Source organism: Pseudoalteromonas sp. P1-16-1b (assembly GCF_001401785.1).
Classification (GTDB): Bacteria; Pseudomonadota; Gammaproteobacteria; order Enterobacterales; family Alteromonadaceae; genus Pseudoalteromonas; species Pseudoalteromonas undina.
This window is the reverse complement of record NZ_LKGQ01000008.1, coordinates 94,524-121,373: the sequence shown is the minus strand read 5'-3', so window position 1 is coordinate 121,373 and position 26,850 is coordinate 94,524. Positions and strand designations below refer to the sequence as shown.

The following is a 26,850-nucleotide window of genomic DNA, read 5'->3' as shown; positions in this document are numbered from 1 at the left end:
CACCTAAAACCTAACAGTTCGTTTTATTCTGATTTCTGTTCACGACCTAATAAGGCCATAGCAGCTGCTTTCATGTCTTTATTTTCATAAAGTACTTTGTATATTTGCTCAGTGATTGGCATTTCAACACCAGCACGCTGCGCGAGTAAATACACTTCTTTGGTGTTTCTAAATCCCTCAACTACTTGGCCGATTGATGCAATCGCATCATCAACACTTTCACCTTGACCTAAGGCTAAACCAAAACGGCGATTGCGCGACTGATTATCGGTACAGGTTAGAATTAAATCGCCTAACCCAGCCATCCCCATAAAGGTCTCTGGCTTTGCACCTAGGGCACAACCCAAACGCGATAACTCTGCTAAACCACGGGTAATAAGCGCGGTACGTGCATTTGCACCAAAGCCAACACCATCAGAAATCCCTGCACCAATAGCAATTACGTTTTTAACCGCACCACCAAGCTGTATGCCAATAAAGTCGTCATTGTTGTACACTCTAAACGAGCGACCGCAATGTAATAAATCGGCAATTTGTTTCGCAAATGCTGATGACGTTGATGACACCGAAATAGCGGTTGGTGAGCCCTTAGCCATTTCTTTGGCAAAAGTTGGCCCCGAAAGCACTGCTAATGGTACTTCTTCACCGAGTTCTTGCACTGCCACTTCTTGCAATAAACGCCCAGTATCTGGCTCAAGCCCTTTAGTAGCCCACGCTATTTTTGCATCAGAGCGCAAAGCCGGTTTAATTTGCTTTAACGTGTCAGCAAACGCATGACTTGGCACAACAACTAAAACAATATCGCTAGCTGCTGTTGCATGCTGTAAATCGGCTTCAAGAGTTAAGGTGTCAGGAAAAGGAATATCAGGTAAGTAACGTTGATTTTTTCGCTCAGCTGCAAGCGTCGCAACGTCTTGGCTATTGCGCCCCCATAAAGTCACTTTGTGACCATTTCGGGCTAAACAAATAGCAAGGGCGGTGCCATATGACCCCGCCCCTAAAACAGTAACAGCTGATGTTGCTGTATTCATAAATTATGCGTCTGCTGAAGCCTGCTCAGCTTGCGCTGTGCGTTGCTGCATGTACTGTGCAAATAATGCGTCAAAGTTAACTGGCGCAAGATTAAGTTGTGGAAACGTACCACGGTTTACTAAGTTCGATACCGCTTCACGTGCATATGGGAATAACACGTTAGGACAGAATGCACCTAGCATATGTGCTAATTGCATCTCTTCAACTTCAGCAATAGTAAAAATACCTGCTTGTTGAATTTCACACAAAAACGCAGTTTCTTCACCAATAGATGCCGTCACAGTTAATGCTAAAACAACTTCGTATACACCTTCATCAAGCTTATTAGAGCGTGTATCTAAATCTAATTTTACTTCTGGAGCCCACTCTTTTTGAAAAATAGCTGGTGAATTTGGCGTTTCAAACGACACATCTTTAGTGTAAATACGTTGAATAGTAAACTGTGCGCCTGCATCAGCTTCTGCTGCTGCATTTTGATTTTGTTCGTTCATTGTTATTCCTAACCTGTTATTTATTATAATTAATTAAATTAAGCACTCAGCTTAGCGTCAAGGTGACCTTGTGCTTCTAGTGCCATCATGTCGTCACAGCCACCGATGTGTTCATCGTTGATAAAAATTTGTGGAACCGTGCTTGCGCCACCGGCTTTGGCGATCATTTCATCGCGAAGCTCTGGCTGAACGCCAATATCAATGTTTGTGTATTTTACACCTTTGCTGTCTAACAGCGCTAATGCGCGATGACAAAAAGGACAATATCCTTTGGTGTATAAAACAACGTTACTCATAATTAATCCTTAATCGGTTTAGCTAAGAGATATTAGCGACCGCTTGTTGTTGGCAGACTTGCTGATTGCCACGCACCCATACCGCCAGATAAAACATAAACCTGTTCATAGCCTGCTTTATGCATTGCGGTTGCAACACCTGAGGCAGTCATGCCTGCAGCACATACCACTATAATGGGTTTGCTCTTATACTTTTCAAGGGTTGAGAAATCAGATTCTTTAGCTTTTTCTGGGTTTAAATGCACAGCACCGGCAATATGACCTGTTTTAAACTCTTTTTGCCCGCGCATATCAACAACCTGACCGTCTTCGCGGTTAATAAGTAACGTTAACTGCTGAGGATTGATCTGACGAATTGCTGAAAATTTACTTTTTATTGCGCCACTAACAATAAGAAACGCAATCGCAACCCAAGCTAGGCTTAGAATTGGATGATTTGAGACAAATTCAATATATTGATCCATTCGACTTCCACTATAAAGTTACATGCTAAAACAAGGTGTTTTAGATATTTAATTCATATTTATTGTACTTACACAATGAGCAGTCACTCATCAATAAGTCAATTTAGAGCACTGCTAGGCTACTCTGAATTTTACCTACACATAGGCTTAACTTACCCCACAAGCCTATTCAATACTTGAATAAAATAGGGATTAGCCGCGCAAGTATACCCAAATCAGCTAAAAATGCGAGTTTAAGCACGCGTGAAAGCCACAATGTAGTGCTCTTTTAACTGAAAAATAACCTAGCCCTTTAAAATATTCAATTGAGAGAGTGAGCTCATTGAAAATTTTTAATATCTTCTTTTCATTGCTGATCCTAGCTATAAAACACGGTATGCTTAAGCTTGGCATGTTGGCATTAATGTTAGCGTGTATTTTAGCAACGCTAATTATTCAGGAGTGACTATGACAGAGCATAAAAAACCACTGGTATTAATGATTTTAGATGGCTGGGGATACAGAGAAGATGAGCAAAGTAATGCCATTTTAGCTGCTAATACCCCTGTATTAGATGAGCTTTGGGCAACTCGCCCTCATACATTAATTTCAGCATCGGGTTTAGATGTGGGTCTTCCTGGTGGTCAAATGGGTAATTCTGAGGTTGGCCACGTTAATTTAGGTGCTGGTCGTATTGTGTATCAAGATTTTACTCGCATCACAAAAGCCATTGATGATGGCGAATTTGATACAACCCCTGCACTGGTTGAAAACATTGATAAAGCTGTTCATGCCAACAAAGCCGTTCATATTATGGGACTGCTAAGCCCTGGTGGCGTTCATAGTCACGAAGATCATATAGTGGCGAGTATACAATTGGCTGCAAAACGCGGCGCTAAAGAGGTGTACTTTCATGCCTTTTTAGATGGCAGAGATACTCCCCCACGCAGCGCTAAAGCATCAATTGAGCGTATTGAAGCCTTGTTTAGCGAGCTTAAATGTGGCCGTTTAGCCTCATTAATTGGTCGTTACTATGCCATGGATAGAGACAACCGCTGGAACCGTGTTGAAAAAGCGTATAATTTAATCACCCTAGGTGAAAGCGACTTTGATTATGAAGATGGCGTAAACGCACTTAACGCGGCTTATGAGCGCGATGAAAATGACGAATTTGTAGCAGCAAGTACTATTACCCCAAAAGGTAGCGAATCAGTAAAAGTAAATGATGGCGACACCATTATATTTGCCAACTTTAGAGCAGACCGCGCACGCGAAATCACTCGCGCCTTTGTCGAACCTGATTTTGACGGCTTTAATAAGAAAAAATCGCCCGAGCTTAGTGCCTTTGTGATGATGACTGAGTACGCTGCTGATATTGATGCGCCAGTGGCTTTTGGCCCAACGCCGCTTAATAACGTACTTGGCGAATGGTTTGAAAAACAAGGTAAAACTCAGCTACGTATATCTGAAACTGAAAAATATGCCCACGTTACCTTTTTCTTTAGTGGCGGACGCGAAAATGAGTTTGACGGCGAAACTCGCGAGCTGATCCCATCTCCTCAAGTAGCAACGTATGATTTACAGCCAGAAATGAACTCAAAAATGCTTACCGATAAACTCGTTGCAGCAATAAAAAGTGGAAACTATGATGCCATTATTTGTAACTACCCTAATGGCGATATGGTCGGCCACTCAGGTGTATTTGAAGCGGCAGTTAAAGCCTGTGAAGCAGTAGATAGCTGTATTGGTCGTGTAGTTGATGCCCTTAAAGAATATGGTGGAGAAGCACTAATAACTGCTGATCATGGTAATGCAGAGCAAATGGCAAACCTTAAAACAGGCCAAGCGCACACAGCACATACTAGCGAGCCAGTACCCTTTATTTATGTAGGTCGTGACGCACAAGCGCATACCGGTAAAGCCTTGAGCGATGTTGCACCTACTATGCTGCATTTAATGGGTTTGGAACAACCTGCAGAAATGACCGGTTCGCCAATTATGGTGTTGAAATAATTTATGAATAAAAGCGCATGCCGCATCATTGCGTGTATATGTGTACTAAACTCATTAGCCACTGCCGTTGCAGTGGCTAATGAAGATCGTACCAAAAAAGACCTATCCCAAGTACAAGTTGCTTTAGAGCAAAGCCAAGCTGAGTTTCAACAACAGCAAAAAGAAATAGCTAAACAGCAGCAAAAACTAAAAACACATGAGCTCGCTATAGCGAAAAACGCTAAAGCACTTAATATGGCTGAGCAATCCGTTAAAAAAACACAACAACAGCAAGCAGAGCAACAACAACGCGCGGCAAAGCTTGAAAAACAACAAGCCCAATTTCAACGTATTTTAGCAGCACAGTTAAAAAGTGCTTATATGGCAGGTAGCGATGACTATTCAAAAATGCTACTTAACCAAGAAGATACCGCCAAATTTGAACGCACACTTAGCTACTATAACTACCTAAATAAAGCTCGTATAAAGCAACTTGATGATCTTAAAGCACTGCAAGTTGAGATTGCAAAAAATCAAGCTGAGCTTGCGAAAACAAAAGAGAGGCTCGTTGCTTTATTTGAAGAACAAAAAAGACGACAAGCAGCACTTCTTGGGGCTAAAAATGAGCGCCAAGCAAGCTTACAAAACCTAAAAAAGCAGTTAAATAAAACCAAAAATTCCATTAGCTATTTAGAAGAAAACGAACAAACTCTGATTGCCACTATCAAAGAACTTGAAGAAGAAGAAGAAAAAGTTACAAAAATTGAACTACTTGGCTTAAATCGTAATAAAGGAAAATTAAACTGGCCGAGCAAAGGAAAATTAGCGCATAGGTTTGGTCAACGTAAGCACGGCGGAATAAACTGGAAAGGTGTATTAATTTCTGCATCTGAAGGGACTTCAGTTAATAGCATTGATAATGGCCAAGTAGTATTTGCCGACTGGTTAAAAGGCTATGGCTGGGTAATCGTACTTGACCATGGTCAAGGTTTTATGAGCTTATACGGACACGCACAAACCTTGCTAAAAGACGTGGGTGATATGGTCAGAGAAGGTGAAAGTGTTGCATTAGTTGGGCAAAGCGGTGGACAAGCCGATTCTGGTCTATACTTTGAAATACGTCATAAAGGACGTGCTGTTAATCCCATAAAATGGTGCAGGCGTATTTAATATCAAAATAGCTGCATCCTGTTAGAGGCAGTTATGATAAACACACACATTTGCCAACAAAAAACCTCTGTGAAAAAGCGTGCACCCTGCTTTTGTTTTATCTTATTTGTTTTATTAGTGTTTTTTGGCTTTATAAATACAGCCTATGCAAGCTCGGTTAAAGACTTAGAAAGCCAAAAAATAAATGAAATACTGTTTAATATTCACACCTACTACGTTGATGATTTAGCACTGCAAAACAGTGAGTATATTGAATACAACTCGTCTCAATTTGAACGCTTATACTCTAAGCTCGACGCCTACTCTAAGTATTTAGATAAAAATGAGCTAAATGCATTATTTAATAACACGAATGGTCGCTATACCGGCCTAGGTATAGAAGTAAAAAGCATCGAGCAACGCACCACGATTGTTAAAGTAATTAATAATTCACCAGCCAAACAAGCAGGACTTCGCTCAGGCGATATAATTACTGCCGTTAATCAGCACTATGTAGAAAATAGTCCGATTGATTTAGTTGCACAATACATCAAAGACAGTGCTAACGGTAAAGTACAGCTAAGTATTACCCGTAATAACACTCAAACACCGCTAATATTTAATCTCAGTAGAAAACAAATTAAGCTAACGAGTGTAACTAAGCAACTACTTGACTCAGGTAGCGGTTATATCGCTATTAATAACTTTTCTAATCACACTTTGCATGAAGTTGCCTTGCAAATAGCCGCCATGCAAAACCATTATGGCCATTCATTAAAAGGCCTAATTATTGATTTACGAGATAACCCGGGAGGCACTTTAAAGAGTGCAGTTGCGGTAGCAGACCTGTTTCTTCAAGATGGCTTAATTGTAACGACCAAAGGGCGCTTTTATGATTCGAATCAATCTTTTTACGCTAAACGCGGCGATATTTTGAAAGGTGCTCCGATTGTTGTCCTGATTAATGAAAATTCAGCCTCAGCAGCAGAAATACTGGCTGCAGCGTTAAAAGAAAATCTACGTGCAAAAATAGTAGGGAGTCAGTCGTTTGGTAAAGGAACAGTACAATCACTTATTCCATTAGGCGACGGCGATACCGCCTTAAAACTAACCACCGCACGTTACTTTACGCCACTGGGAGAGTCTATTGAAGGGATTGGCGTAACTCCAAATGTGGCGATTAATCAAACAACACTTCCACAAACAAATAAAGCCGTTATAATAAAAAATGAACAATCAGAACAAAACACCGTTTTTAACGCTGAAGAATTAGCCGATATCCAGTTAGTAAAAGCAAAACAGCTACTTAGCATGCAATAAAAACGGTAAACTATTTAAAGATAATAAAAATTATAAAACGTGAAAATTATAAATTTAATGGTGTTAGCTGGGCTTTTTTTAATCCTATTTGCTGCACCCTATGGTGTTAAAGCCAAACAAATAGCCATAGTGATCGATGACATAGGTTATCATCAACGTGACCTAGAATTCCTAAGTTTACCTGGGCAATTGTCTTATTCAATTTTGCCTCATACCCCCTATTCTCAAATATTTGCAACCCTTGCTAGTCAGTCAAATAAAGAGCTCCTGTTGCATGTGCCTATGCAAGCTTTAAATGGTAAAAAGCTAGGCCCTGGGGCACTTACTTTAAATATGGATAAAGCACAACTTCAACAAACACTCGGTAATGCACTGGCGAGTTTGCCACAAGTTAAAGGGGTTAATAATCATATGGGTTCTGCACTCACTCAGCAAAGCCAAGCAATGAAGTGGACCATGGAAGTACTTAAAAAGCGTCAGTTGTATTTTCTCGATAGCCGAACAACCGAATTAAGCCAGGCGCAAAATGCAGCTAACTTTTTGGGGGTAGAAAATATTGGTCGGCATGTATTTTTAGATAATATAACTACCCCTGAGCAGCTTCAATTTAGGCTAGAAGAGCTAAAGTCAAAAGCAACTAAATATCAGTTTGCCATTGCAATAGCACACCCCTACCCCGAAACTATCGATTTTTTACGCCAAGCTTTGCCGCAATTAATCGAGCAAGGATTTGAACTGGTACCAGTATCACAGCTGGTAGAACGTAAGTATGTACAAATAGCCCAACAACAAGCCATTTCATTAAACTGATGGAGTAAGCGAACGCCTTACTCCAACAGTTAACTTAACTCAATTATAAGTATGGTATTTATAAAACAAATGTCGCTACCTTGGCATTTAGATCTGTAGCTCTGTCTTTTAATACTTCGGCTTGGCTTAAATGCGCGGTAGCTGAGGTAGTTATTTCATCGGTTACATCTTTAATAGCAACCGTATTTCTAGTAATTTCATTGGTCACTTGCGTTTGCTCTTCTGCTGCAACCGCTATTTGACCCGCCATATCAGAAATCTCATTTACCGCCAAAGTAATTTCTTCTAGTGCGTGTGCGGCAGCATTTACATCATCCACACTATTGTTGGCATAGCCCTTACTGCTGTCCATCAAGCTCACTGCTTTTTTAGTGGTGTTTTGTAAGGTTTCTATAGTGGTATAAATTTCGGCTGTAGAGTTTTGTGTTCTTCTTGATAACACGCGCACCTCATCGGCAACCACAGCAAAACCACGCCCCTGCTCTCCCGCACGGGCGGCCTCTATTGCAGCATTAAGCGCTAAGAGATTTGTTTGCTCAGCAATTTCTTGAATGGTAGTTAAAATGCTCGATATAGCCTGAGCATGCAAACTTAATTCACCAATAACTGTGGTAGTTTGGTCTATTTCGCCCGCGAGTGAATTAATCGTGTTTCTGGTTTTATCAACTAACAGCTTACCTTCACGGCTACTTTGTGCCGATTGTTGCGATGCGGTTGCAGTGTTTTCTGCATTAGCGGCAATTTCATGGGTTGCACTCGCCATTTCTGTGACCGCGGTAGCAACCATAGCCACTTCTTGTTGCTGACGCTGCAACTCACTGACACTGCTTTGGTTGGTGATTAAGCTTTTCTCTGCATCAAAGTCTAAGTCAGTAGCTAATTGACGAATATGACTGATCAGTTCATGTTGGCTGCTAACAAAACGATTAAAACTATCAGCCAGAACCCCAACTTCATCTTGCGTATCAACAGTTATACGCTGGGTTAAATCACCGTTACCATCTGCAATTGTTGATAAAGCTTGCGACACTCGGCTCAAAGGGGCGAGCAATACACCCAATAACCATGAAATAGCCAACACACTCAGTAAAAGTGCTACTGCAACCAGCACTAATTGGGTCAACAATAAACTAATAAGCGGAGCCTCTAAAGTTTGTTTATCCAATACAAACAACAACTGCCAATCTGTATTGTTAATGTTTTCACCCCAAACTAGCTTATCTCGGCCTTCACTCTCAAAGTAAACAAGAGTAAATTCACCGTTTTGACTGTTAGATAAAATTAATTGATGATTTATTTTCGAGTCAATACGCGTAATATCTGCCATTACTTTTCTAGCGTCTTTGTAGGCAATCACAGTGCCATCTTTATGCATCATAATGGCGTACCCATCCGCAGGCAAAGACATTGTATTGACGCTATCGACCAAGGCCTCAATCGATAAATCCCCCGCAACCACACCGCTTTGCGTGGTTTTAGCAATAGAAACAACCAACAGATTATACGCGGTATCTAAATAAGGTTTGGTAATTACGGTGCTACTTTGAAGCAGTGCTTGTTTATACCATGGACGAGTGCGCGGATCGTAGCCGGTGCGATCAATACTGGGATCAGAGTCAGTCATTTTTCCGCTGCTATCTCCAAAGTAAGTTAACTGAAAGCCACCTGAAAATGCTGCTTGCTGAAGTGCGCTGAGCGTGTTGCCCTCAACCTTATTCGCAACCGATTTAATTATCTGCTGGCGACTAGCTAGCCAATCTTCAATACTCGTAGCCTGTTGCTTACCAGATTGGCTTACGTTATCAATACTGCTTTTTAGCAGTAACGCTTTTTGAGAGGTATAGCTATTCCACGACAGCAATATAATAATAACGGCTAGGGCAAGAACGACCGATAGCAAGATTTTTTTCTTTAGTGAATATGAGTTCATATTGAGTGTAAATACTCGCGTTAAATGAAATTGAAAGGCAACAAACCAGCAATTAAATGACTTAATTTAGGCTACGATTTGAGCGATAAGTCGCTCAGGTGCGCGAATATTTTCATATACCCAAATTAAAAACAAACTAAAATCATGTATTTAAATTAAAACCAAACTTATTCATTAATTTTAAAGAGCGTATATTTAATTAAAAGATACATAGATGTGACTAGAGGTAAGCAGAACAAGAAAAACGATACTTTCTATTAACCTTTTTAGTTAGCTTTTTTAGTTAAAAAAAAGCCCCGCATTTTCATGCAGGGCTTAATCAGTTTTTTAGTGCGATTAACTCATCGCGCTTTGTAATTTTTTCATTGCTGTTTTTTCCAGCTGGCGAACACGCTCTGCTGATACGCTGTATTTTTCAGCCAGCTCTTGCAGTGTTGCTTTATCGTCTGACAACCAACGAGCACTAACAATATCTTGAGAACGCTCATCGAGAGTTTTCAAAGCGCTAAATAAACGCGTATGTGACTGTTCTTGCCATTGTTGCTGTTCAATGTCGTCAGCTAAATCAGCAGAACCATCGGTTAAGTACTGTACCGGTGAGTAAGTACTAGTTGGCGCGTCATCATTATCGTCGCCAGTTAAATCAAAGCCCATGTCTTGGCCGCTCATACGCGATTCCATTTCACGTACTTCTTTTTCACTCACACCTAGCTCGCTAGCTACTGTGCTCACTTCAGCTTGGTTAAACCAACCTAAACGCTTTTTATTTTTACGTAAGTTAAAAAACAATTTACGTTGTGCTTTGGTCGTGGCCACTTTAACGATACGCCAGTTTTTAAGCACAAACTCATGAATTTCGGCTTTAATCCAATGAACGGCAAATGAAACCAAACGTACACCCACTGATGGGTCAAAACGTTTTACTGCTTTCATCAGTCCGATGTTACCTTCTTGAATTAAATCAGCTTGAGGTAACCCGTAACCCGAGTAGCTTTTAGCTATGTGCGCTACAAAGCGCAAATGCGACATAATGAGTTGCTTTGCAGCACTAAGATCGCCTTCTTCCTGAAGTCTTTTTGCAAGTTCCTGCTCTTGCTCAACTTTAAGCATAGGAATAGTACTAACAGCTTGAAGGTAGCCGTCCATACTTGCGCTTTGTTGCCCAACTGTAAGTGCCATTGCGTATAAATCTTTACTCATTTTTCACCTCGGTGATAAACATTTGAAACCATCTTAGCACTCTTTTAGTAAGAGTGCTAACTTGAATTTAAAACTTTTTTGAATCATAAATCAAGTGGTTTTTTTAGTGTTAAGTCAGTCTACGCTAGGCGACTGAATAACCTATGAATTGATTTAGCCAAAACAAAAATAACCTTTTTGCTTTGGCTTTTTTATTATTTTAAACTTAAAACATGACAGTTTTAAGAATTATATTAGAGCCCTAAACCTTATCAGGTTCTATTTCTGAGATGTAACGATTAACCGATAAGTAAGAACCAATAAAACCCAAACTAGTAGCAAGTAATACCAACGCGCCAAACTCATTAAGACTAAGCCCTATTAGCGTAAAACTGGTTTGATACACCCCTGCAACACTGCTTACTGCAGCAGATAGCCACCACATCATTAATGCTACACAAATAAAGGCAAACAATCCGCCAATCACGCCATACCAAATGCCAGTCCATAAAAAGGGAGCGTGTATAAAGGTATTGGTTGCCCCTACTAGCTTCATTACCTGTATTTCTTCTTTTTTATCCATAATAGATAAACGAATTGTATTGCCTATAATAAGCGTCACTGAGGTAAGTAATAATAGCGCAATAGTAATTACACTCTCTTTTAACAAACTTAGTAATGCATTTAGGCGCTCAAGCCAAGCAATATCAAGCTTACCAAAGTCAACTTCGCGTTCGGCTTCAAGTTTTTTAAGCAATTGCTTAGCTGCATTAGGTTGGCTATGTCGTTGTGTTGGTGTGACTAAAACTACATTCGGTAACGGGTTGGTATCTAAATATTCTAAAGCCTGACCAAAGCCAGACATTTCTTTGAACTCATCCAAAGCCTCAGTGCGAGAAATAAAAGTCACAGTTTGTATTTCGGGATATAGCGCTAAACGTTTAACTAAGGTTTGCGTTTCTTGCTCGCTCATATTTTCTTTTACAAACAAGGATATTTCGCTGGCTTGCTCAAAACCACTACTCACTTGCTGCACATTTTTTACCACTAAATATAGTGTTGCAGGCAACGTTAAACTCAAACCGAGTACTGCAATGGTCATCATTGAAGCCAATGGCGTGCGCCACATTTCTCCTAGACTGTACACACCTTGGCGAAAAATATTAATAATAAAAAAGTAACCGCCAGAGAATACTGACTTTTTTTGTTTATCATTACTATTTTGACGGCTTTTGAACAGTAAACTCATAATACCCCCTCAGCCAGTGGATCTTGGCTCATTCGTCCATCATGAAGCGTTAAACTGCGGTACTTCATCCGTGACACTAAGCCCAAATCATGAGTGGCAATTAAAACCGTGGTGCCATGTTTATTAAAGTCTTCAAACAGTCGTAATATTTCCATTGATAATTCAGGGTCTAAGTTACCGGTAGGTTCATCGGCTAGCAATATAGGTGGCGAATTGACGATGGCTCGTGCAATCCCTACTCGTTGTTGTTCACCACCAGAAAGTGTAGAAGGGTGACAGCGCACTTTATCTAACAAGCCCACTTTATCAAGCGCTCCATGCACACGTTTGGCAATTTGCTTGTGGTGAGTACCTTCAATAATTAAGGGCAAAGCAACGTTATCAAATACCGTGTATCGCTCTAATAATCGATGATTTTGAAAAATAATACCAATGTCGCGACGTGCATACGGAATTTGACGGGAATTTAATTTATTTAAATCCACGCCATTAATAAACACGTTTCCTGCAGAAGGACGTTCCATTAAGCTAATAAGCTTTAATAGTGTACTTTTACCAGCCCCACTGTGGCCAGTTAGAAAGGCTAATTCGCCAGGCTTTATATGAAAGTTCACTTTTTCAAGCGCGCGGTGTCCACCGGCATAGGTTTTACTTACTTGCTGAAAATTTATCATTTTTTATTATTGCCAATTTATTGTTAGCCTTAGGCTCTAAAATAAAATGGTATTCCTCGCAATTAAAAAGGGAGCAGGCTCCCTTTTGGTAAATTAAGCGTCGTCCTCATCTTGACTAAATAGCGCGTCAATGAAGTCATCGCTCTTGAAGGTACGTAAATCATCAATACTTTCACCTACGCCAATGTAACGAATAGGAATATTAAACTTATCGGCAACGGCAAAAATAACCCCACCTTTAGCAGTACCATCAAGCTTTGATAATGTGATACCGGTTAAACCTACACATTGATTAAATAGGTTTACTTGGCTAATTGCATTTTGGCCTGTACCAGCATCAATAGTCAGCATCACTTCATGAGGTGCATCAGGGTCTACTTTTTTCATTACACGGGCTATTTTTTCAAGCTCTTGCATTAAGTTATCTTTATTTTGCAAGCGCCCTGCTGTATCAGCAATTAACACATCGACATTACGTGCTTTTGCAGCTTGAAAAGCATCAAATACTACCGATGCACTATCAGCACCTGTATGTTGAGCTATTACCGGAATGCTGTTGCGTTCACCCCATACTTGAAGCTGCTCTACCGCTGCAGCTCTAAAAGTATCACCGGCAGCAAGCATGACCGACTTACCTTGATTTTGGAATTGCTTGGCCATTTTACCAATGGTGGTGGTTTTACCTACGCCGTTTACCCCTACCATTAAAATAACAAAAGGTTTTTTATCTGCTGGTATTTCTAAAGGCTGCTCTGCTGTTTTTAGCATAGTTGCCATTTCTTGTTTCATAAGCTCATAAAGCGCATCACCATCTTTAAGTTGCTTGCGATCGGCTGCATCAGTTAAGTTATCAATGAGCTTCATGGTGGTATCAACACCGAGATCAGCAGTAAGTAACTGAGTCTCTAGCTCTTCAAATAACTCGTCGTCAATTTTTTTACCGCTAAAAATTGACGAAAAACCAGAGCCAATATTAACTCGAGTTTTAAGTAAGCCTTTTTTAAGTCGAGAGAAAAAGCCTTCTTTTTTAGGTTTTTCCGCTTTTTTTGCTTCTTCCTCTGCAATCTCTGCGGTCAGTCGCTGTTGTTCTAGGCGTTCAGCCTCTTCTTCAGCTGCAATACGTTCTTGCTCTAAACGTTCATTCTCTGCTTGCTCTGCTGCAATGCGCTGTTGCTCTAAACGCTCATGCTCAGCTTGCTCTGCTGCAATGCGCTGTTGCTCTAAACGCTCATGCTCAGCTTGCTCTGCTGCAATACGCTGTTGTTCTAAACGCTCATTTTCAGCTTGCTCTGCTGCAATACGCTGTTGCTCTAAGCGCTCATTCTCAGCTTGCTCTGCTGCAATACGCTGTTGTTCTAAGCGCTCATTCTCAGCTTGCTCTGCTGCTATGCGTTGTTGTTCTAAGCGCTCATGCTCAGCTTGCTCTGCTGCAATACGCTGTTGTTCTAAGCGCTCATTCTCAGCTTGCTCTGCTGCAAGACGCTGTTGTTCTAAGCGCTCATTCTCAGCTTGCTCTGCTGCAATACGCTGTTGCTCTAAACGCTCATGCTCAGCTTGTTCAGCCGCGATACGCTCTTGCTCTAACAACATTTTCGCTTCTTGTTCAGCTAAACGTTTAGCTTGCTCTTGTCTTTGCTGCTCTGCATCCGCCTGTTGTTTAGCTAATAGCTCAGCGTTAGCTTGTTCAATCGCTCGTTTTTCTGCCTCCGCCGCGCGTTGTGCTTGCGCCTGTTTTTCTTGTTCTAAACGTTCAGCTTCTGCTTTTTCAGCTGCTATACGCTCTTGCTCTAACAACATTTGCGCTTCTTGCTCAGCTAAACGTTGAGCTTGCTCTTGTCTTTGCTGCTCGGCATCTGCCTGTTGTTTAGCCAATAGCTCAGCGTTAGCTTGTTCAATCGCTTGTTTTTCTGCTGCCGCAGCGCGTTGTGCTTGCGCCTGTTTTTCTTGCTCTAAACGTTCAGCTTCGGCTTCAGCTTGCAAACGCTCAGCCTCGGCTTGTTCTGCTGCTAAGCGCTCTTGTTCGGCTTTTTCTGCCTGCTCGTTTGCTAATGCTTGTTGTTTATCAGCTTCTGCTTGTTTTTTATCTGACTTGCCAAAACCGAGCCACGACATGAATTTACTTTTTTTTGCCATACTTGCTAATAACCACTTATAAAAATCTGATAAACTAACGATAATGATAGCGTGCTTTTAAGCCTAAATAATTGCTTTTTAGCAACACGTTATCCTCGAGGGTGCATAATAGTAACACTTTTAGCGCAGTTGAAAAATGACACGCCGTGATATGATTGCAATATTATCTGAGCTAGATCATAGATACCAATTTTTAGTGAGTTAAATGAGAAAAAAAACCACACAAAATAACACCACCCATAAATCAGCCGATGGCGTTATTAGAATCATTAGCGGCCAATTTCGCGGTCGTAAACTGCCAGTAAAAGACGTTCAAGGCTTGCGCCCTACAACCGACAGAATAAAAGAAACAGTATTCAATTGGTTAATGCACGATACCCGAGATGCACGCACTCTCGATTGCTTTGCCGGTTCCGGAGGTTTAGGGTTCGAAGCGCTATCTCGCTTTGCTAAAAACACCACATTTTTAGAGCTTGATCCGTTAGCAGCAAAACAGCTAACGCAAAATGTTGCCACCCTTAATGCGCAAAATGCACAGGTACTCAATACTAATACCCTGACCTTTCTTGAAAGCAAAAACACCAATGACACATTTAATTTAGTTTTTATTGACCCGCCATTTCGCAAAAATTTAGCCCAATCATGCTGTGATTTATTAGAAAATAATCAATGGCTCGACCCTGACGCACTAATATATGTTGAAGTAGAAACCGAGTTAACTTCGTTCAAAGCACCTAATAACTGGTTGTTAATAAAAGAGAAAAAAGCTGGTCAAGTTTTTTGCAGGCTATACCAACGGCATGTAAATTAACACTGTTTTAGCCGTCGGGTTTCTGTTAATATTATCCTTTACATGTGGTGTTGCTTCGGATTACAATACCGCACCATTTTTGAACCACTTGATCAATGTTTGATCAACTTGAGCAACGCTCATAATTTAGGTAGGTGAATTTTTAATGCCAGTAATTAAAGTAAGAGAGAACGAACCGTTTGACGTAGCACTTCGTCGCTTCAAGCGTTCATGTGAAAAAGCAGGTATCCTTTCAGAAGTTCGTCGTCGCGAGCACTATGAAAAACCAACAGCTGAGCGTAAGCGTAAAAAAGCAGCTGCTGTTAAACGTCACATGAAAAAACTTTCTCGTGATAACGCTCGTCGCGTTAAATTATACTAATATATTAGGTCTTGTATAAATGAGCCTTTTAATAACGCTAAAAGATGCGCAAAAAGATGCGATGAGAGCTAAAGACAAACAACGTCTTAATCCTATTCGCATGGTACTTGCTGCAATCAAGCAACGTGAAATTGACGAGCAAATAACACTAGACGACGCAGGTATTACCTCCGTTATAGTGAAGCTTGTTAAACAACGTCGCGACTCTTACACTCAGTACAAAGATGCTGGGCGTGATGATTTAGCTGAAATTGAAGCCAATGAGATTACAGCACTTGAAGCTTTTTTACCTCAACAATTGAGTGAAGAAGAAATCATTGCTCTCATTGACGCGGCTATTGCTGATACTAACGCAGCAGGTATGCAAGACATGGGTAAAGTAATGGGTATAATCAAAAGCAAAGCCGAAGGTCGTGCCGATATGGGCAAAATCTCAGGTTTAATTAAGCAACGATTAACTGCCTAATACTCCCACATACATTAAGTATGATTGAAGTAAACCGAGCCTTGAGCTCGGTTTCTTCGTTTAGAGCACTTCAAAAAAATATGCATTTGTGTTCCAATCTCTGCGTATTATAATTCGCTTTTAACACTTTTATATTTACCTTAGGGCTGTACTTTAAACAATGGCTGGAAAGATCCCACGCAACTTTATCGATGATTTATTGGCACGAACCGATATTGTCGACCTGATTGACTCAAAGGTAGGGTTGAAAAAAGCGGGCAAAGACTATCAAGCTTGCTGTCCTTTTCACAATGAAAAATCGCCTTCGTTTACTGTATCGCAAGATAAACAGTTTTATCATTGCTTTGGCTGTGGCGCTAACGGCAATGCTATTTCTTTTGTTATGGAATATGACAAACTTGAGTTTGTTGATGCAATTGAAGAGCTAGCCAGTTTACTTAACCTAGATGTTCCTCGCGAACAAGGAAGTAGTAATGGCCCAGAACGCACCGCAGCACAAAAACGTTCTGACTACGATTTAATGCTCCATGCAGCGCGTTTTTATCAACACCAGTTAAAACATCATAGTAATTCTGAAACAGTAATAGACTATGTAAAAGGTCGCGGCTTAAGCGGCGCAACAGTTAAAAAGTTTATGATGGGCTATGCGCCCAGCGAATGGGAAGGCCTCTGCCAACAGCTTGGACGTAATCAAGAACAAAAAGAGCAATTAGTTGAGCTGAAACTCGCATCTGAAAAAACGCCAGGTAAGCAATTCGATTTTTTCCGTGATCGTTTAATGTTTCCTATTCGTGATAAACGCGGTCGCGTAATTGCTTTTGGTGGCCGTGTAATGCAAGCAGATCAGGGGCCAAAATATTTAAACTCTCCTGAAACACGAATATTCCACAAAGGCTTTGAACTTTATGGCCTTTATGAAGCAAAACAAGCACATAAAAGACTCGATCATGTACTTATAGTAGAAGGTTATATGGACGTCGTTGCGCTGGCTGAACAAGGCATAGAATACGCAGTTGCCGCACTCGGCACAGCGACAACCAGCGAGCATATGCACACCTTATTTAGAACCACTGACAAAGTTATTTGTTGCTACGACGGTGACCGTGCAGGTAAAGATGCCGCGTGGCGTGCACTGGAAAATGCACTTCCTTACTTAAACGATGGCAAAGCACTGCATTTTGTATTTTTACCCGATGGTGAAGACCCTGATTCACTCGTTCAACAAGAAGGTAAAGAGGCTTTTGAGCAGCGCCTAGAAAACGCCGATGACTTCACTAAAGTGCTGTTTAATAAACTAAGTAAAGAGATTGATTTAACGCTCGATTCCGGTAAGGCTAAGTTACTCAGTGCAGCACTGCCATTAATTGAAAAGATCCCAAGTGAGTTCTATCAAGAAAATATCTTGGAGCAACTTGGCAGATTAATTGGTCGCACCCGTGAGCAACTTAATAATCATTTAAAAACACCAAAACAGCAGCAAGCAATTGAACGTAAATTTAAAATTACACCGATGCGCCAAGCGATAGGCATTTTAGTTCAGCACCCTAATTTGGCAAAAAGCGTGCCCTACTTGCCTGATTTAGCACAAATGAATATTGCAGGAATCGGCTTGTTATTACGCCTACAACATCAAGCGTTACAAAAAGATGGTATTACCACTGCACAAATTCTCGAATCATTTAGAGACACTGATGACTATGAGCCATTAACTAAGTTGGCGACATGGCAACATCAAATAAATGAAGAGCGTTTAGAGACTGTTTTTCAAAATACTTTTAAATTTATTGAAGATCAGTGTTTAAATTATCGACTAGAGACCCTATTAATAAAAGACAAGACACAGGGCTTAAATAGCGATGAACGACTAGAATGTCATTTGCTAATGACAGCGTTAAAAACGACTAACGGCTAGTCAGATTTGATTTAGGCTGTTATACTGTGCTATTCACTGCGTCACATTATTCTGGTTAGCCTTTGAGCAAACTCCATGATGGCGCCTGTTGTATCAACTTATCAGAGTGGAAGAAACAATCTCTATGGATCCAACTCCTCAGTCACAATTAAAACTTCTGATTCAAAAAGGTAAAGAGCAAGGTTACTTAACTTTTGCAGAAGTTAATGATCACCTTCCACAAGATATTATCGACTCAGATCAAGTAGAAGATATCATTAGCATGATTAATGACATGGGTATCAAGGTTAGCGAAAACGCGCCTGATGCTGATGAATTAATGATGCAAGAAACCACGACAGACGAAGACGCAGCGGAAGCTGCCGCTGCAGCCCTTGCTACTGTAGAAAAAGAAATCGGCCGTACAACAGACCCTGTTCGCATGTACATGCGTGAAATGGGTACTGTTGAACTTCTTACCCGTGAAGGCGAAATTGTTATCGCTAAACGTATTGAAGAAGGCATTAACCAAGTACAGATTTCGGTTGCTGAATACCCAGAAGCGATCACTTACCTACTTGAACAGTGGGATAAGTTTGAAGCAGAAGAGATGCGCCTTAGCGACATTATCTCTGGCTTTTTCGATCCTGATGCAGACGAAGCACCACCAATTGCTGCCACTAACATTGGTTCTGAATTAAGCGAAAAACAGCTTGATGACAGCGACGATGATGATGACAGTGATGATGAAGACGAAGAAGAAGTAGATACAGGTCCAGATCCTGAAGAAGCGCGCATCCATTTCGAAAACTTACGTGATTTATACACTAAAGCACGTGAAACATTCGATAAAAAAGGTCGCTCTCATCCAGAATCTCAAGCCGCTATTTTAGAAATTGGTGAGTTGTTCAGAACCTTTAAGCTTGTGCCTAAACAATTTGACCGCATGGTTAATAACATGCGTGAAATGATGGACCGAGTTCGCGTTCAAGAACGTCTTATCATGAAGCATGCAGTACAAGTTTCAAAGCTTCCAAAGAAAACCTTTGTTAAGCACTTTGCAAACAACGAAACTGACACTGCATGGCTTGATATTGAAATTGCAGCTAACGAAAAGCATTCAGCTAAACTTGAAGAAGTGAAGCCTGAAATACTTCGTTGTATTAGCAAACTTTCTTCAATGGAAGAAAGCACTGGCTTAAGCATTGAACGTATTAAAGATATAAACCGTCGCATGAGTATTGGTGAAGCGAAAGCGCGCCGTGCTAAAAAAGAGATGGTAGAAGCGAACTTACGTCTGGTAATTTCAATCGCTAAAAAATACACCAACCGTGGTTTACAGTTCTTGGATTTAATTCAAGAAGGTAATATTGGTTTGATGAAAGCGGTTGATAAGTTTGAATACCGTCGTGGTTATAAGTTCTCTACTTATGCCACGTGGTGGATCCGCCAAGCAATTACTCGCTCTATTGCTGACCAAGCAAGAACGATCCGTATTCCAGTACATATGATTGAAACGATCAATAAATTGAACCGTATTTCACGTCAAATGTTACAAGAAATGGGTCGTGAGCCAAATCCAGAAGAATTAGCTGAACGCATGATGATGCCTGAGGATAAAATCCGTAAGGTACTTAAGATTGCAAAAGAGCCAATTTCAATGGAAACACCGATTGGTGATGATGAAGATTCGCACTTAGGCGACTTCATTGAAGATACTACTATTGATTCGCCTATCGATTCGGCAACAATGGAGTCTCTTCGTGGCGCAACTAACGATGTGCTCGCTGGCTTAACAGCCCGTGAAGCGAAAGTACTACGTATGCGTTTTGGTATTGATATGAATACCGACCACACGTTAGAAGAAGTAGGTAAGCAGTTTGATGTAACACGTGAGCGTATTCGTCAAATTGAAGCGAAGGCACTACGTAAATTACGTCACCCTTCTCGCTCTGATTTACTGAAAAGCTTTTTAGACGCTAAATAACCTAGCGTTACATTATGAGTTAACTCAAAAGGCCGCTGTAGCGGCCTTTTTTCTATTTCAAGGAAATAAACATGGCTTGGATCCAAATCCGTATCAATGCCAATGCTGCAACCGCAGATGCAGTTAGTGACTTATTAATGGAAGCTGGTAGTGCTTCTGTTACTTTTATTGATGCTAAAGACACCCCTATTTACGAACCCAAAATTGGCACTGTCGTTTTTTGGGCTGATACCACAGTAATTGGTCTGTTCGAAGCTAATCACGATATGAACGCCGTGGTTGCGTTATTAAAGCGCCATGATGAGCTCAAAGACAATTTAGTTTACAAAATCGAGCAACTCGAAGACAAAGATTGGGAACGTGAGTGGATGGATAACTTCCACCCTATTCAATTTGGCGAAAAACTATGGATTTGCCCTAGCTGGCGCGATATTCCAGACCCTGACGCAGTCAATGTGCTACTTGATCCTGGCCTTGCATTTGGTACTGGCACGCACGCCACCACCGCGCTGTGTTTAAAGTGGCTTGAAAGCCAAGACTTAAGCGGCAAAACGGTAGTCGATTTTGGTTGTGGTTCAGGCATATTAGGCATTGCAGCAATTAAACTAGGTGCAGAGCGCATGATAGGGATAGACATTGACCCGCAAGCGCTAGAAGCAAGCTTAGATAACGCTAACCGTAATGGCGTTGCTGACAAGCTTGAAGTTTATCTACCAGAAAACCAACCTGAATTTACAGCCGATATCGTTGTGGCAAATATTTTAGCGCAACCTTTGCGTGAGCTTCATAGTGTGATTTTAGGATTATTAAAACCAGGCGGTAAAATTGCCATGTCGGGCATTTTAGAAGAGCAAGCAAAATCGGTTGCCGATATATATGCGCCCTTTATTGAACTTGATGAGATTGCCATTGAAGGCGACTGGACCCGAGTCAGTGGCATTAAAAAAACATAATAGTGCGTTTTTTCAAAGTTTAGAGTATTAACTCAAAAGTCGTTTCTAGAGCCTGTATTTAACAGGCTTTACTATTTTTTTACATAATAAAAAATAAAGATTTTTTATTATAAAAACAACGACCGTTCAAAATTCACACAAATAAACCGCTTCGTCATACGGTTATCAAATGTCAATACGAAAAGAGCAAAAAAAAGTCACTTTTGTTCAATTTATAGCCTTTGATTTTTGCGCAAAAAGCCGTAAACTTAGCGCCCCTTGAAAAGAGGCCTATTGAATATCGTGCGTATCGGTTCATACCAACTTGAGAATAATGTCATTGTCGCGCCTATGGCGGGCATAACAGACAGACCATTTAGACAGTTATGTCGTCGTTTAGGCGCTGGCCTTGCTGTGTCTGAAATGCTGTCGTCTAATCCGAAGGTTTGGAAAACCGAAAAGTCGATGAACCGAATGGATCATTCTGGTGAGTCGGGTATACGTGCGGTGCAAATTGCAGGAGCAGACCCTGAGCTTATGGCACAGGCCGCACAATTCAATGTTGCAAACGGTGCACAGATCATAGATATCAATATGGGGTGCCCAGCAAAAAAAGTGAACAAGAAACTTGCAGGCTCAGCCTTATTACAGTTTCCAGAACTCGTGGAAGAGATTATTGATGCCGTCGTTAATGCGGTTGATATACCTGTAACACTTAAAATCCGTACTGGATGGGATCAGGACAACCGTAATGGTGTAGAGATTGCAAGAATAGCTGAACGTTATGGCATTGCATCACTGGCTGTACATGGGCGCACGCGCGCATGTATGTACAAAGGTGATGCTGAGTACGCCACAATTAGGGATATAAAACGTTCAGTGTCGATACCTGTGGTTGCTAATGGTGATATTACATCACCTGAAAAAGCAAAGCAGGTTTTGGACTATACGGGTGCAGATGCCATCATGATTGGTCGAGCCGCCCAAGGTCGCCCTTGGATATTTAGGGAGATAGACCACTATTTGCGAACTGGTGAACATATGCAGCCACCTGCTATTGCAGAGGTGCGCAGTATTTTAATGGAGCATTTAACCAACCTCCATATGTTTTACGGTGAGCCAATGGGAGCACGAATCGCTCGCAAACATGTATCTTGGTATTTGCAAACCCATGACAGTGACGGTCAGTTTAGGCGAGTATTTAATGCGCTCGACAATTCCGAGGAACAGGTCGTCGCATTAGAGCAATACTTTAAAACACTAGCAGCTAACTAAGAAAGAAAGAGACTTTATAATGTTCGAACAAAACGTGACTTCTCCATTTATCACAAACCCTCATGTTCAGTCACACGAGAAACCGCAGCCATTGCGTGATGCAGTAAAAAAAGCTGTTCACCACTACTTAAAACAGCTTAACGGTCAAGATGTGCAAGACGTTTACGACCTTGTTCTTTCTGAGCTAGAAGCGCCATTGCTTGAAGAAGTAATGACTTACACACGTGGCAACCAGACTCGTGCGGCAATTTTACTAGGTATCAACCGTGGTACTTTACGTAAAAAGCTAAAAAAATACGGTATGAACTAATACCTAAGGTATTGATGCCGTAATTGCTTTACCGCGCTTACTGATTCAATACACTGAGTGTTTTATAAAACACTCTTAAAAAAGCACCTTAGGGTGCTTTTTTTATCTGTAAAATTTATTAACGAAATTGCAAAATGCTCACGCTTTATGGGTCGTTATAAGTCGTTTTTTGAGTCGTAATCAGTTAAAATACGCGCTTCTAAGCTAGCTCATTAACTGAGGAAATCAAACTACAATGGATACACATCGTCCTATACGTCGCGCACTTTTGAGTGTGTCAGACAAAACCGGTATTGTTGAATTTGCCCGTGCACTAGAAGCACAAGGTGTTGAAATACTTTCAACTGGCGGCACTTGTAAACTACTTGCTGATAATGCGATTAAAGTTACCGAAGTATCAGATCACACCGGACACCCTGAGATCATGGATGGTCGCGTAAAAACCCTACACCCAAAAATTCATGGCGGTATTCTTGCTCGTCGTGGCCAAGATGAAGGCGTAATGGCAGATAACAACATTTCTGCTATCGACATCGTTGTAGTTAACTTATACCCCTTTGCGAATACTGTCGCTCAAGAAAACTGCAGCCTTGAAGATGCTATAGAAAACATCGATATTGGCGGCCCAACCATGGTGCGTGCAGCAGCTAAAAATCACAAAGATGTGACGATTGTTGTTAACGCAAACGACTATGACCGTGTTATCAGCGAAATGCAAAATAACAACGGCTCAACTACTTACAAAACCCGCTTTGATCTAGCTATTGCCGCTTATGAACATACAGCGCAATACGATGGTATGATTGCTAATTACTTCGGTAAAATGGTTCCTGATTACACAGAGGAAGCGGCTGAAGATACTAAGTTCCCTCGTACTATCAATATGCAATTCACTAAAAAACAAGATATGCGTTACGGTGAAAATTCGCATCAGGATGCCGCGTTTTATGTTGAAAACGACATCTCTGAAGCGTCAGTGGCGACAGCCACTCAACTGCAAGGTAAAGCATTATCGTTTAACAATATTGCCGATACCGATGCCGCACTTGAGTGTGTTAAAGAATTTGATGTACCGGCGTGTGTTATTGTAAAACATGCTAATCCATGTGGTGTTTCAATTGGCGAAAATATCTTAGAAGCATACGATCGCGCCTTTAAAACTGATCCAACGTCAGCGTTTGGCGGCATTATTGCTTTTAACCAAGAACTTGACGCAAAAACTGCACAAGCGATTGTTGAACGTCAATTTGTTGAAGTTATTATTGCGCCAAGCGTGAGTGCAGAAGCCGCTCAAATAGTATCAGCTAAACAAAACGTACGTTTATTAGAGTGTGGTGAGTTCTCTGCTAAAGGCACAGGCCATGACATTAAACGCGTTAATGGCGGCGTTCTAATTCAAGACCGTGATTTAGGTATGGTAACGCAAGGCGACTTAACGGTTGTCTCTAAGCGCCAGCCTTCTGAGCAAGAACTTAAAGACTTACTGTTCTGCTGGAAAGTGGCTAAATTTGTAAAATCAAACGCCATTGTTTATGCCCGCGACGGTATGACTATTGGTGTTGGCGCAGGCCAAATGAGCCGTGTTTACTCAGCTAAAATTGCCGGTATTAAAGCCGCTGATGAAAACCTTGAAGTTAAAGGCTCAGTCATGGCATCAGATGCATTTTTCCCATTCCGTGATGGCATTGATGCTGCAGCCGCAGCAGGTATTACCGCGGTTATTCAACCGGGTGGTTCAATGCGCGATGAAGAAGTGATTGCGGCAGCTGATGAAGCTGGTATGGCAATGGTGTTTACGGGTATGCGCCATTTCCGCCATTAATCGCTTAAAGAGCTAACTGCTTCAGTTAGCTCTTTTTGTTTGCATCAAATTCACGTATTCTGCTTATTCTATAACCATGACTAACAATTATAATGTGAAGGATTAGACGATGAAATTTGCACTAAAATCTCTACTGGTTGCCACGCTGTCATTAAGTTCAACAATGGCATTAGCACACAACCATGGCCACGACTCAGCATTAACAAATGCAGTTAAAGCAAGCGAGCGCAGCAGTGAACGCGACCAATACCGCAATCCTGTAGAAACCCTCGAGTTTTTTGGCTTTAAACCAACAATGACTGTGGTAGAAATTGCGCCTGGCGGTGGTTGGTATAGTGAAATTTTAGCGCCAGCACTAAAAGAGCAAGGCACCTATTATGCCGCGCATTTTCCTGCTGATTCATCGGTAGGTTACTACCAACGTTCTCTTGCTGGTTTTAAAGCTAAAATCGCTGAAGATGCCCGCTTTAGTGACGTTAAACTTACTGAGTTTGCTCCTTCTACTCATTTAGATATTGCTCCTGCAAGTAGCGCCGATATGGTACTTACTTTTCGTAATGTCCATAACTGGTTCATGAGTAAAGATAAAAAAGCTGCAAGCAATGCGTTTAAGTCATTTTATACAGCACTTAAACCTGGCGGCACTTTAGGCGTAGTTGAACATCGCCTACCCGAAGAGCAAGCCGATGAAATGCAAAAGTCATCAGGTTATATGAAGCAGAGTGTGGTTATTGCACTTGCTGAACAAGCAGGTTTTGAACTTGAAGCAAAAAGCGATATTAATGCAAACCCTCTTGATACAGCCGATCACCCTAAAGGGGTATGGACCCTTCCACCGAGCCTTAGACTTGGCGAGCAAGATGCCGCTAAATATAAAGCTATAGGTGAAAGCGACCGTATGACGCTGAAATTTAAAAAACCGCTTTAAATAGGATATTCGCCATGAATGTATTAGTCATTGGCAGCGGCGGCCGCGAACACGCACTTGCGTTTAAGGCCGCTCAAAATACAAAAGTAAACACTGTTTATGTTGCTCCAGGTAATGCGGGCACAGCCCTTGAGCCAAAACTTGAGAACGTAGCAATTAACATTGAAGATCTTGATGGGCTACTTAGCTTTGCACAACAAAATAATGTTGAGCTAACCATTGTTGGTCCAGAAGTGCCGCTAGTATTAGGTGTTGTTGATAAGTTTCGTGAACACGGCTTAGCTATTTTTGGCCCAACAGCAGGTGCAGCCCAGCTTGAAGGGTCTAAATCGTTCACTAAAGACTTTTTAGCACGTCATGCTATCCCAACCGCTGATTACCAAACGTTTGAACAAATCGACCCTGCGCTTGCCTATTTAAAAGAGAAAGGCGCACCGATTGTTATAAAAGCCGATGGTTTAGCGGCAGGTAAAGGCGTGATTGTAGCTATGGATGAACGCGATGCAGAAGAAGCCATTCGCGATATGCTTGCGGGTAATGCCTTTGGTGAAGCTGGCAGCCGCGTTGTCATCGAAGAGTTTTTAGAAGGTGAAGAAGCGTCGTTTATCGTAATGGTTGATGGTGAAAACGTACTGCCATTTGCAACTAGCCAAGATCATAAACGTGCTTACAATGGCGATGCTGGCCCAAATACTGGCGGTATGGGCGCTTATTCTCCGGCACCGGTAGTGACTGATGAAATTCATCAACGCATTATGAATGAAGTGATTTACCCTACGGTAGAAGGTATGGCTAGCGAAGGCCACCCGTACACTGGCTTTTTATATGCAGGCTTAATGATAGATGACACCGGCACACCAAAAGTAATTGAATATAACTGTCGTTTTGGCGACCCTGAAACACAACCTATGATGCTACGTTTGCAATCAGATTTAGTTGAGCTGATTGAAGCTGCTAACCGTGTAGAGCTTGATAAAACTACCATTGAGTTTGATTCACGCGCTGCTGTAGGTGTTGTTTTAGCTGCCAAAGGCTACCCAGATAGCTACCCGAAAGGTGATGCGATTAGTGGCCTGAAAGTAACTTACCCTGAAGGCGAAAAAGTTTTTCACGCAGGGACTAAGCAAGATGGCGATAATGTAGTAACTGCCGGTGGTAGAGTATTATGTGCAACGGCACTAGGTAATACCGTTACACAAGCGCAACAACGTGCCTATAAACTGGTTGATGAAATCAGCTGGGACGGCATGGAATACCGTACAGATATAGCCTATCGTGCAATTGCTCGTGAACAATAATTATTGAGTTTTACTCATTAAACTTTATAAGCGCAGATTATCTGCGCTTTTTACTGCTACACTATAAAAAA

The 26,850-nt window shown here is 41.3% G+C and carries 24 protein-coding genes; 15 read left to right on the top strand and 9 right to left on the bottom strand.

What is annotated here, in order from left to right:
• Window positions 1-23: 23 nt before the first annotated feature.
• Genes gpsA through AN392_RS08175 form a run of 4 tightly spaced genes read right to left on the bottom strand, consistent with a single transcriptional unit; the run spans window position 24 to window position 2,283 of the window.
• Window positions 24-1,031, bottom strand: coding sequence for an NAD(P)H-dependent glycerol-3-phosphate dehydrogenase (gene gpsA / locus AN392_RS08190; RefSeq protein ID WP_055012423.1), 1,008 nt, complete (start codon window positions 1,029-1,031; stop codon window positions 24-26).
• Between the two features lie 3 nt (window positions 1,032-1,034).
• Window positions 1,035-1,523: a protein-export chaperone SecB gene (gene secB / locus AN392_RS08185; protein WP_010391837.1), complete on the bottom strand. Its 489-nt coding sequence runs from the start codon at window positions 1,521-1,523 to the stop codon at window positions 1,035-1,037.
• Between the two features lie 38 nt (window positions 1,524-1,561).
• Entirely contained in the window at window positions 1,562-1,819 is a 258-nt protein-coding gene (gene grxC / locus AN392_RS08180) for a glutaredoxin 3 (protein ID WP_016899746.1), read from the bottom strand.
• A gap of 32 nt (window positions 1,820-1,851) precedes the next feature.
• Window positions 1,852-2,283, bottom strand: coding sequence for a rhodanese-like domain-containing protein (locus AN392_RS08175; protein WP_010391832.1), 432 nt, complete (start codon window positions 2,281-2,283; stop codon window positions 1,852-1,854).
• A 447-nt stretch (window positions 2,284-2,730) separates the two neighbouring features.
• Between AN392_RS08175 and gpmM the strand changes: the two genes are divergently transcribed.
• From gpmM to AN392_RS08155, 4 genes are read left to right on the top strand one after another with little or no spacing between them, the layout of a single operon-like run.
• Window positions 2,731-4,275 (top strand): 2,3-bisphosphoglycerate-independent phosphoglycerate mutase, encoded by a 1,545-nt coding sequence (gene gpmM, locus AN392_RS08170; RefSeq protein WP_055012422.1) that lies wholly within the window; start codon window positions 2,731-2,733, stop codon window positions 4,273-4,275.
• 3 nt (window positions 4,276-4,278) lie between these two features.
• Entirely contained in the window at window positions 4,279-5,424 is a 1,146-nt protein-coding gene (locus AN392_RS08165; protein ID WP_055012421.1) for a murein hydrolase activator EnvC, read from the top strand.
• Between the two features lie 33 nt (window positions 5,425-5,457).
• A complete protein-coding gene (locus AN392_RS08160; protein ID WP_055012420.1) occupies window positions 5,458-6,723 on the top strand; it encodes a S41 family peptidase in 1,266 nt (421 codons plus the stop codon).
• Between the two features lie 57 nt (window positions 6,724-6,780).
• Window positions 6,781-7,533, top strand: coding sequence for a divergent polysaccharide deacetylase family protein (locus AN392_RS08155; RefSeq protein WP_054202667.1), 753 nt, complete (start codon window positions 6,781-6,783; stop codon window positions 7,531-7,533).
• A gap of 58 nt (window positions 7,534-7,591) precedes the next feature.
• On the opposite strand, the gene AN392_RS08150 is transcribed toward AN392_RS08155, so the two are convergent.
• The 5 genes from AN392_RS08150 to ftsY all read right to left on the bottom strand — a co-directional run bounded on the left by AN392_RS08150 (window position 7,592) and on the right by ftsY (window position 14,698).
• Window positions 7,592-9,463, bottom strand: a complete 1,872-nt coding sequence (locus AN392_RS08150) for a methyl-accepting chemotaxis protein (RefSeq protein ID WP_055012419.1) — start codon at window positions 9,461-9,463, stop codon at window positions 7,592-7,594.
• Between the two features lie 336 nt (window positions 9,464-9,799).
• On the bottom strand, window positions 9,800-10,663 hold the full coding sequence (gene rpoH, locus AN392_RS08145) for an RNA polymerase sigma factor RpoH (protein WP_008114893.1): 864 nt from the start codon (window positions 10,661-10,663) through the stop codon (window positions 9,800-9,802).
• Window positions 10,664-10,904: 241 nt separating this feature from the next.
• The gene (gene ftsX, locus AN392_RS08140) at window positions 10,905-11,891 is read right to left on the bottom strand and encodes a permease-like cell division protein FtsX (protein ID WP_008114892.1); all 987 of its coding nucleotides are present in this window, start codon (window positions 11,889-11,891) and stop codon (window positions 10,905-10,907) included.
• A complete protein-coding gene (gene ftsE, locus AN392_RS08135; protein ID WP_008114891.1) occupies window positions 11,888-12,565 on the bottom strand; it encodes a cell division ATP-binding protein FtsE in 678 nt (225 codons plus the stop codon). Before ftsE ends, ftsX begins: the two co-directional genes overlap by 4 nt.
• A gap of 93 nt (window positions 12,566-12,658) precedes the next feature.
• Window positions 12,659-14,698, bottom strand: coding sequence for a signal recognition particle-docking protein FtsY (gene ftsY, locus AN392_RS08130; protein WP_082424797.1), 2,040 nt, complete (start codon window positions 14,696-14,698; stop codon window positions 12,659-12,661).
• 205 nt (window positions 14,699-14,903) lie between these two features.
• Between ftsY and rsmD the strand changes: the two genes are divergently transcribed.
• From rsmD to purD, 11 genes are all read left to right on the top strand, one after another.
• Entirely contained in the window at window positions 14,904-15,509 is a 606-nt protein-coding gene (gene rsmD, locus AN392_RS08125; protein ID WP_055012418.1) for a 16S rRNA (guanine(966)-N(2))-methyltransferase RsmD, read from the top strand.
• A gap of 145 nt (window positions 15,510-15,654) precedes the next feature.
• Window positions 15,655-15,870: a 30S ribosomal protein S21 gene (gene rpsU / locus AN392_RS08120; protein ID WP_002957797.1), complete on the top strand. Its 216-nt coding sequence runs from the start codon at window positions 15,655-15,657 to the stop codon at window positions 15,868-15,870.
• 19 nt (window positions 15,871-15,889) lie between these two features.
• Window positions 15,890-16,336, top strand: a complete 447-nt coding sequence (locus tag AN392_RS08115) for a GatB/YqeY domain-containing protein (protein WP_008114877.1) — start codon at window positions 15,890-15,892, stop codon at window positions 16,334-16,336.
• A gap of 160 nt (window positions 16,337-16,496) precedes the next feature.
• Window positions 16,497-18,248 (top strand): DNA primase, encoded by a 1,752-nt coding sequence (gene dnaG, locus AN392_RS08110; protein ID WP_055012417.1) that lies wholly within the window; start codon window positions 16,497-16,499, stop codon window positions 18,246-18,248.
• 124 nt (window positions 18,249-18,372) lie between these two features.
• Window positions 18,373-20,214, top strand: a complete 1,842-nt coding sequence (rpoD, locus tag AN392_RS08105; protein ID WP_010391796.1) for an RNA polymerase sigma factor RpoD — start codon at window positions 18,373-18,375, stop codon at window positions 20,212-20,214.
• 71 nt (window positions 20,215-20,285) lie between these two features.
• Complete coding sequence (gene prmA, locus AN392_RS08100) at window positions 20,286-21,167, top strand: 50S ribosomal protein L11 methyltransferase (RefSeq protein WP_055012416.1); 882 nt, start codon at window positions 20,286-20,288, stop codon at window positions 21,165-21,167.
• A gap of 282 nt (window positions 21,168-21,449) precedes the next feature.
• On the top strand, window positions 21,450-22,421 hold the full coding sequence (gene dusB / locus AN392_RS08095) for a tRNA dihydrouridine synthase DusB (RefSeq protein ID WP_010391792.1): 972 nt from the start codon (window positions 21,450-21,452) through the stop codon (window positions 22,419-22,421).
• A 19-nt stretch (window positions 22,422-22,440) separates the two neighbouring features.
• A complete protein-coding gene (gene fis, locus AN392_RS08090; RefSeq protein WP_002957804.1) occupies window positions 22,441-22,731 on the top strand; it encodes a DNA-binding transcriptional regulator Fis in 291 nt (96 codons plus the stop codon).
• 235 nt (window positions 22,732-22,966) lie between these two features.
• Window positions 22,967-24,553: a bifunctional phosphoribosylaminoimidazolecarboxamide formyltransferase/IMP cyclohydrolase gene (gene purH / locus AN392_RS08085; RefSeq protein WP_055012415.1), complete on the top strand. Its 1,587-nt coding sequence runs from the start codon at window positions 22,967-22,969 to the stop codon at window positions 24,551-24,553.
• Between the two features lie 109 nt (window positions 24,554-24,662).
• Window positions 24,663-25,481: a class I SAM-dependent methyltransferase gene (locus tag AN392_RS08080; RefSeq protein ID WP_054202603.1), complete on the top strand. Its 819-nt coding sequence runs from the start codon at window positions 24,663-24,665 to the stop codon at window positions 25,479-25,481.
• A gap of 14 nt (window positions 25,482-25,495) precedes the next feature.
• Window positions 25,496-26,779 (top strand): phosphoribosylamine--glycine ligase, encoded by a 1,284-nt coding sequence (gene purD / locus AN392_RS08075; RefSeq protein WP_055012414.1) that lies wholly within the window; start codon window positions 25,496-25,498, stop codon window positions 26,777-26,779.
• Window positions 26,780-26,850: the final 71 nt, after the last annotated feature.

Excerpts from the sequence above, each read along its gene's own strand:
- AN392_RS08115 (WP_008114877.1), top strand. The coding sequence starts at position 15,890 with ATGAGCCTTTTAATAACGCTAAAAGATGCGCAAAAAGATGCGATGAGA.
- fis (WP_002957804.1), top strand. The coding sequence starts at position 22,441 with ATGTTCGAACAAAACGTGACTTCTCCATTTATCACAAACCCTCATGTT.
- AN392_RS08080 (WP_054202603.1), top strand. The coding sequence starts at position 24,663 with ATGAAATTTGCACTAAAATCTCTACTGGTTGCCACGCTGTCATTAAGT.
- purD (WP_055012414.1), top strand. The coding sequence starts at position 25,496 with ATGAATGTATTAGTCATTGGCAGCGGCGGCCGCGAACACGCACTTGCG.
- prmA (WP_055012416.1), top strand. The coding sequence starts at position 20,286 with ATGGCTTGGATCCAAATCCGTATCAATGCCAATGCTGCAACCGCAGAT.
- rpsU (WP_002957797.1), top strand. The coding sequence starts at position 15,655 with ATGCCAGTAATTAAAGTAAGAGAGAACGAACCGTTTGACGTAGCACTT.
- ftsE (WP_008114891.1), bottom strand. The coding sequence starts at position 12,565 with ATGATAAATTTTCAGCAAGTAAGTAAAACCTATGCCGGTGGACACCGC.
- rpoH (WP_008114893.1), bottom strand. The coding sequence starts at position 10,663 with ATGAGTAAAGATTTATACGCAATGGCACTTACAGTTGGGCAACAAAGC.
- rsmD (WP_055012418.1), top strand. The coding sequence starts at position 14,904 with ATGAGAAAAAAAACCACACAAAATAACACCACCCATAAATCAGCCGAT.
- AN392_RS08155 (WP_054202667.1), top strand. The coding sequence starts at position 6,781 with ATGGTGTTAGCTGGGCTTTTTTTAATCCTATTTGCTGCACCCTATGGT.
- gpmM (WP_055012422.1), top strand. The coding sequence starts at position 2,731 with ATGACAGAGCATAAAAAACCACTGGTATTAATGATTTTAGATGGCTGG.
- AN392_RS08150 (WP_055012419.1), bottom strand. The coding sequence starts at position 9,463 with ATGAACTCATATTCACTAAAGAAAAAAATCTTGCTATCGGTCGTTCTT.
- AN392_RS08175 (WP_010391832.1), bottom strand. The coding sequence starts at position 2,283 with ATGGATCAATATATTGAATTTGTCTCAAATCATCCAATTCTAAGCCTA.
- AN392_RS08165 (WP_055012421.1), top strand. The coding sequence starts at position 4,279 with ATGAATAAAAGCGCATGCCGCATCATTGCGTGTATATGTGTACTAAAC.
- purH (WP_055012415.1), top strand. The coding sequence starts at position 22,967 with ATGGATACACATCGTCCTATACGTCGCGCACTTTTGAGTGTGTCAGAC.
- secB (WP_010391837.1), bottom strand. The coding sequence starts at position 1,523 with ATGAACGAACAAAATCAAAATGCAGCAGCAGAAGCTGATGCAGGCGCA.
- dnaG (WP_055012417.1), top strand. The coding sequence starts at position 16,497 with ATGGCTGGAAAGATCCCACGCAACTTTATCGATGATTTATTGGCACGA.
- rpoD (WP_010391796.1), top strand. The coding sequence starts at position 18,373 with ATGGATCCAACTCCTCAGTCACAATTAAAACTTCTGATTCAAAAAGGT.
- ftsY (WP_082424797.1), bottom strand. The coding sequence starts at position 14,698 with ATGGCAAAAAAAAGTAAATTCATGTCGTGGCTCGGTTTTGGCAAGTCA.
- ftsX (WP_008114892.1), bottom strand. The coding sequence starts at position 11,891 with ATGAGTTTACTGTTCAAAAGCCGTCAAAATAGTAATGATAAACAAAAA.
- AN392_RS08160 (WP_055012420.1), top strand. The coding sequence starts at position 5,458 with ATGATAAACACACACATTTGCCAACAAAAAACCTCTGTGAAAAAGCGT.
- gpsA (WP_055012423.1), bottom strand. The coding sequence starts at position 1,031 with ATGAATACAGCAACATCAGCTGTTACTGTTTTAGGGGCGGGGTCATAT.
- grxC (WP_016899746.1), bottom strand. The coding sequence starts at position 1,819 with ATGAGTAACGTTGTTTTATACACCAAAGGATATTGTCCTTTTTGTCAT.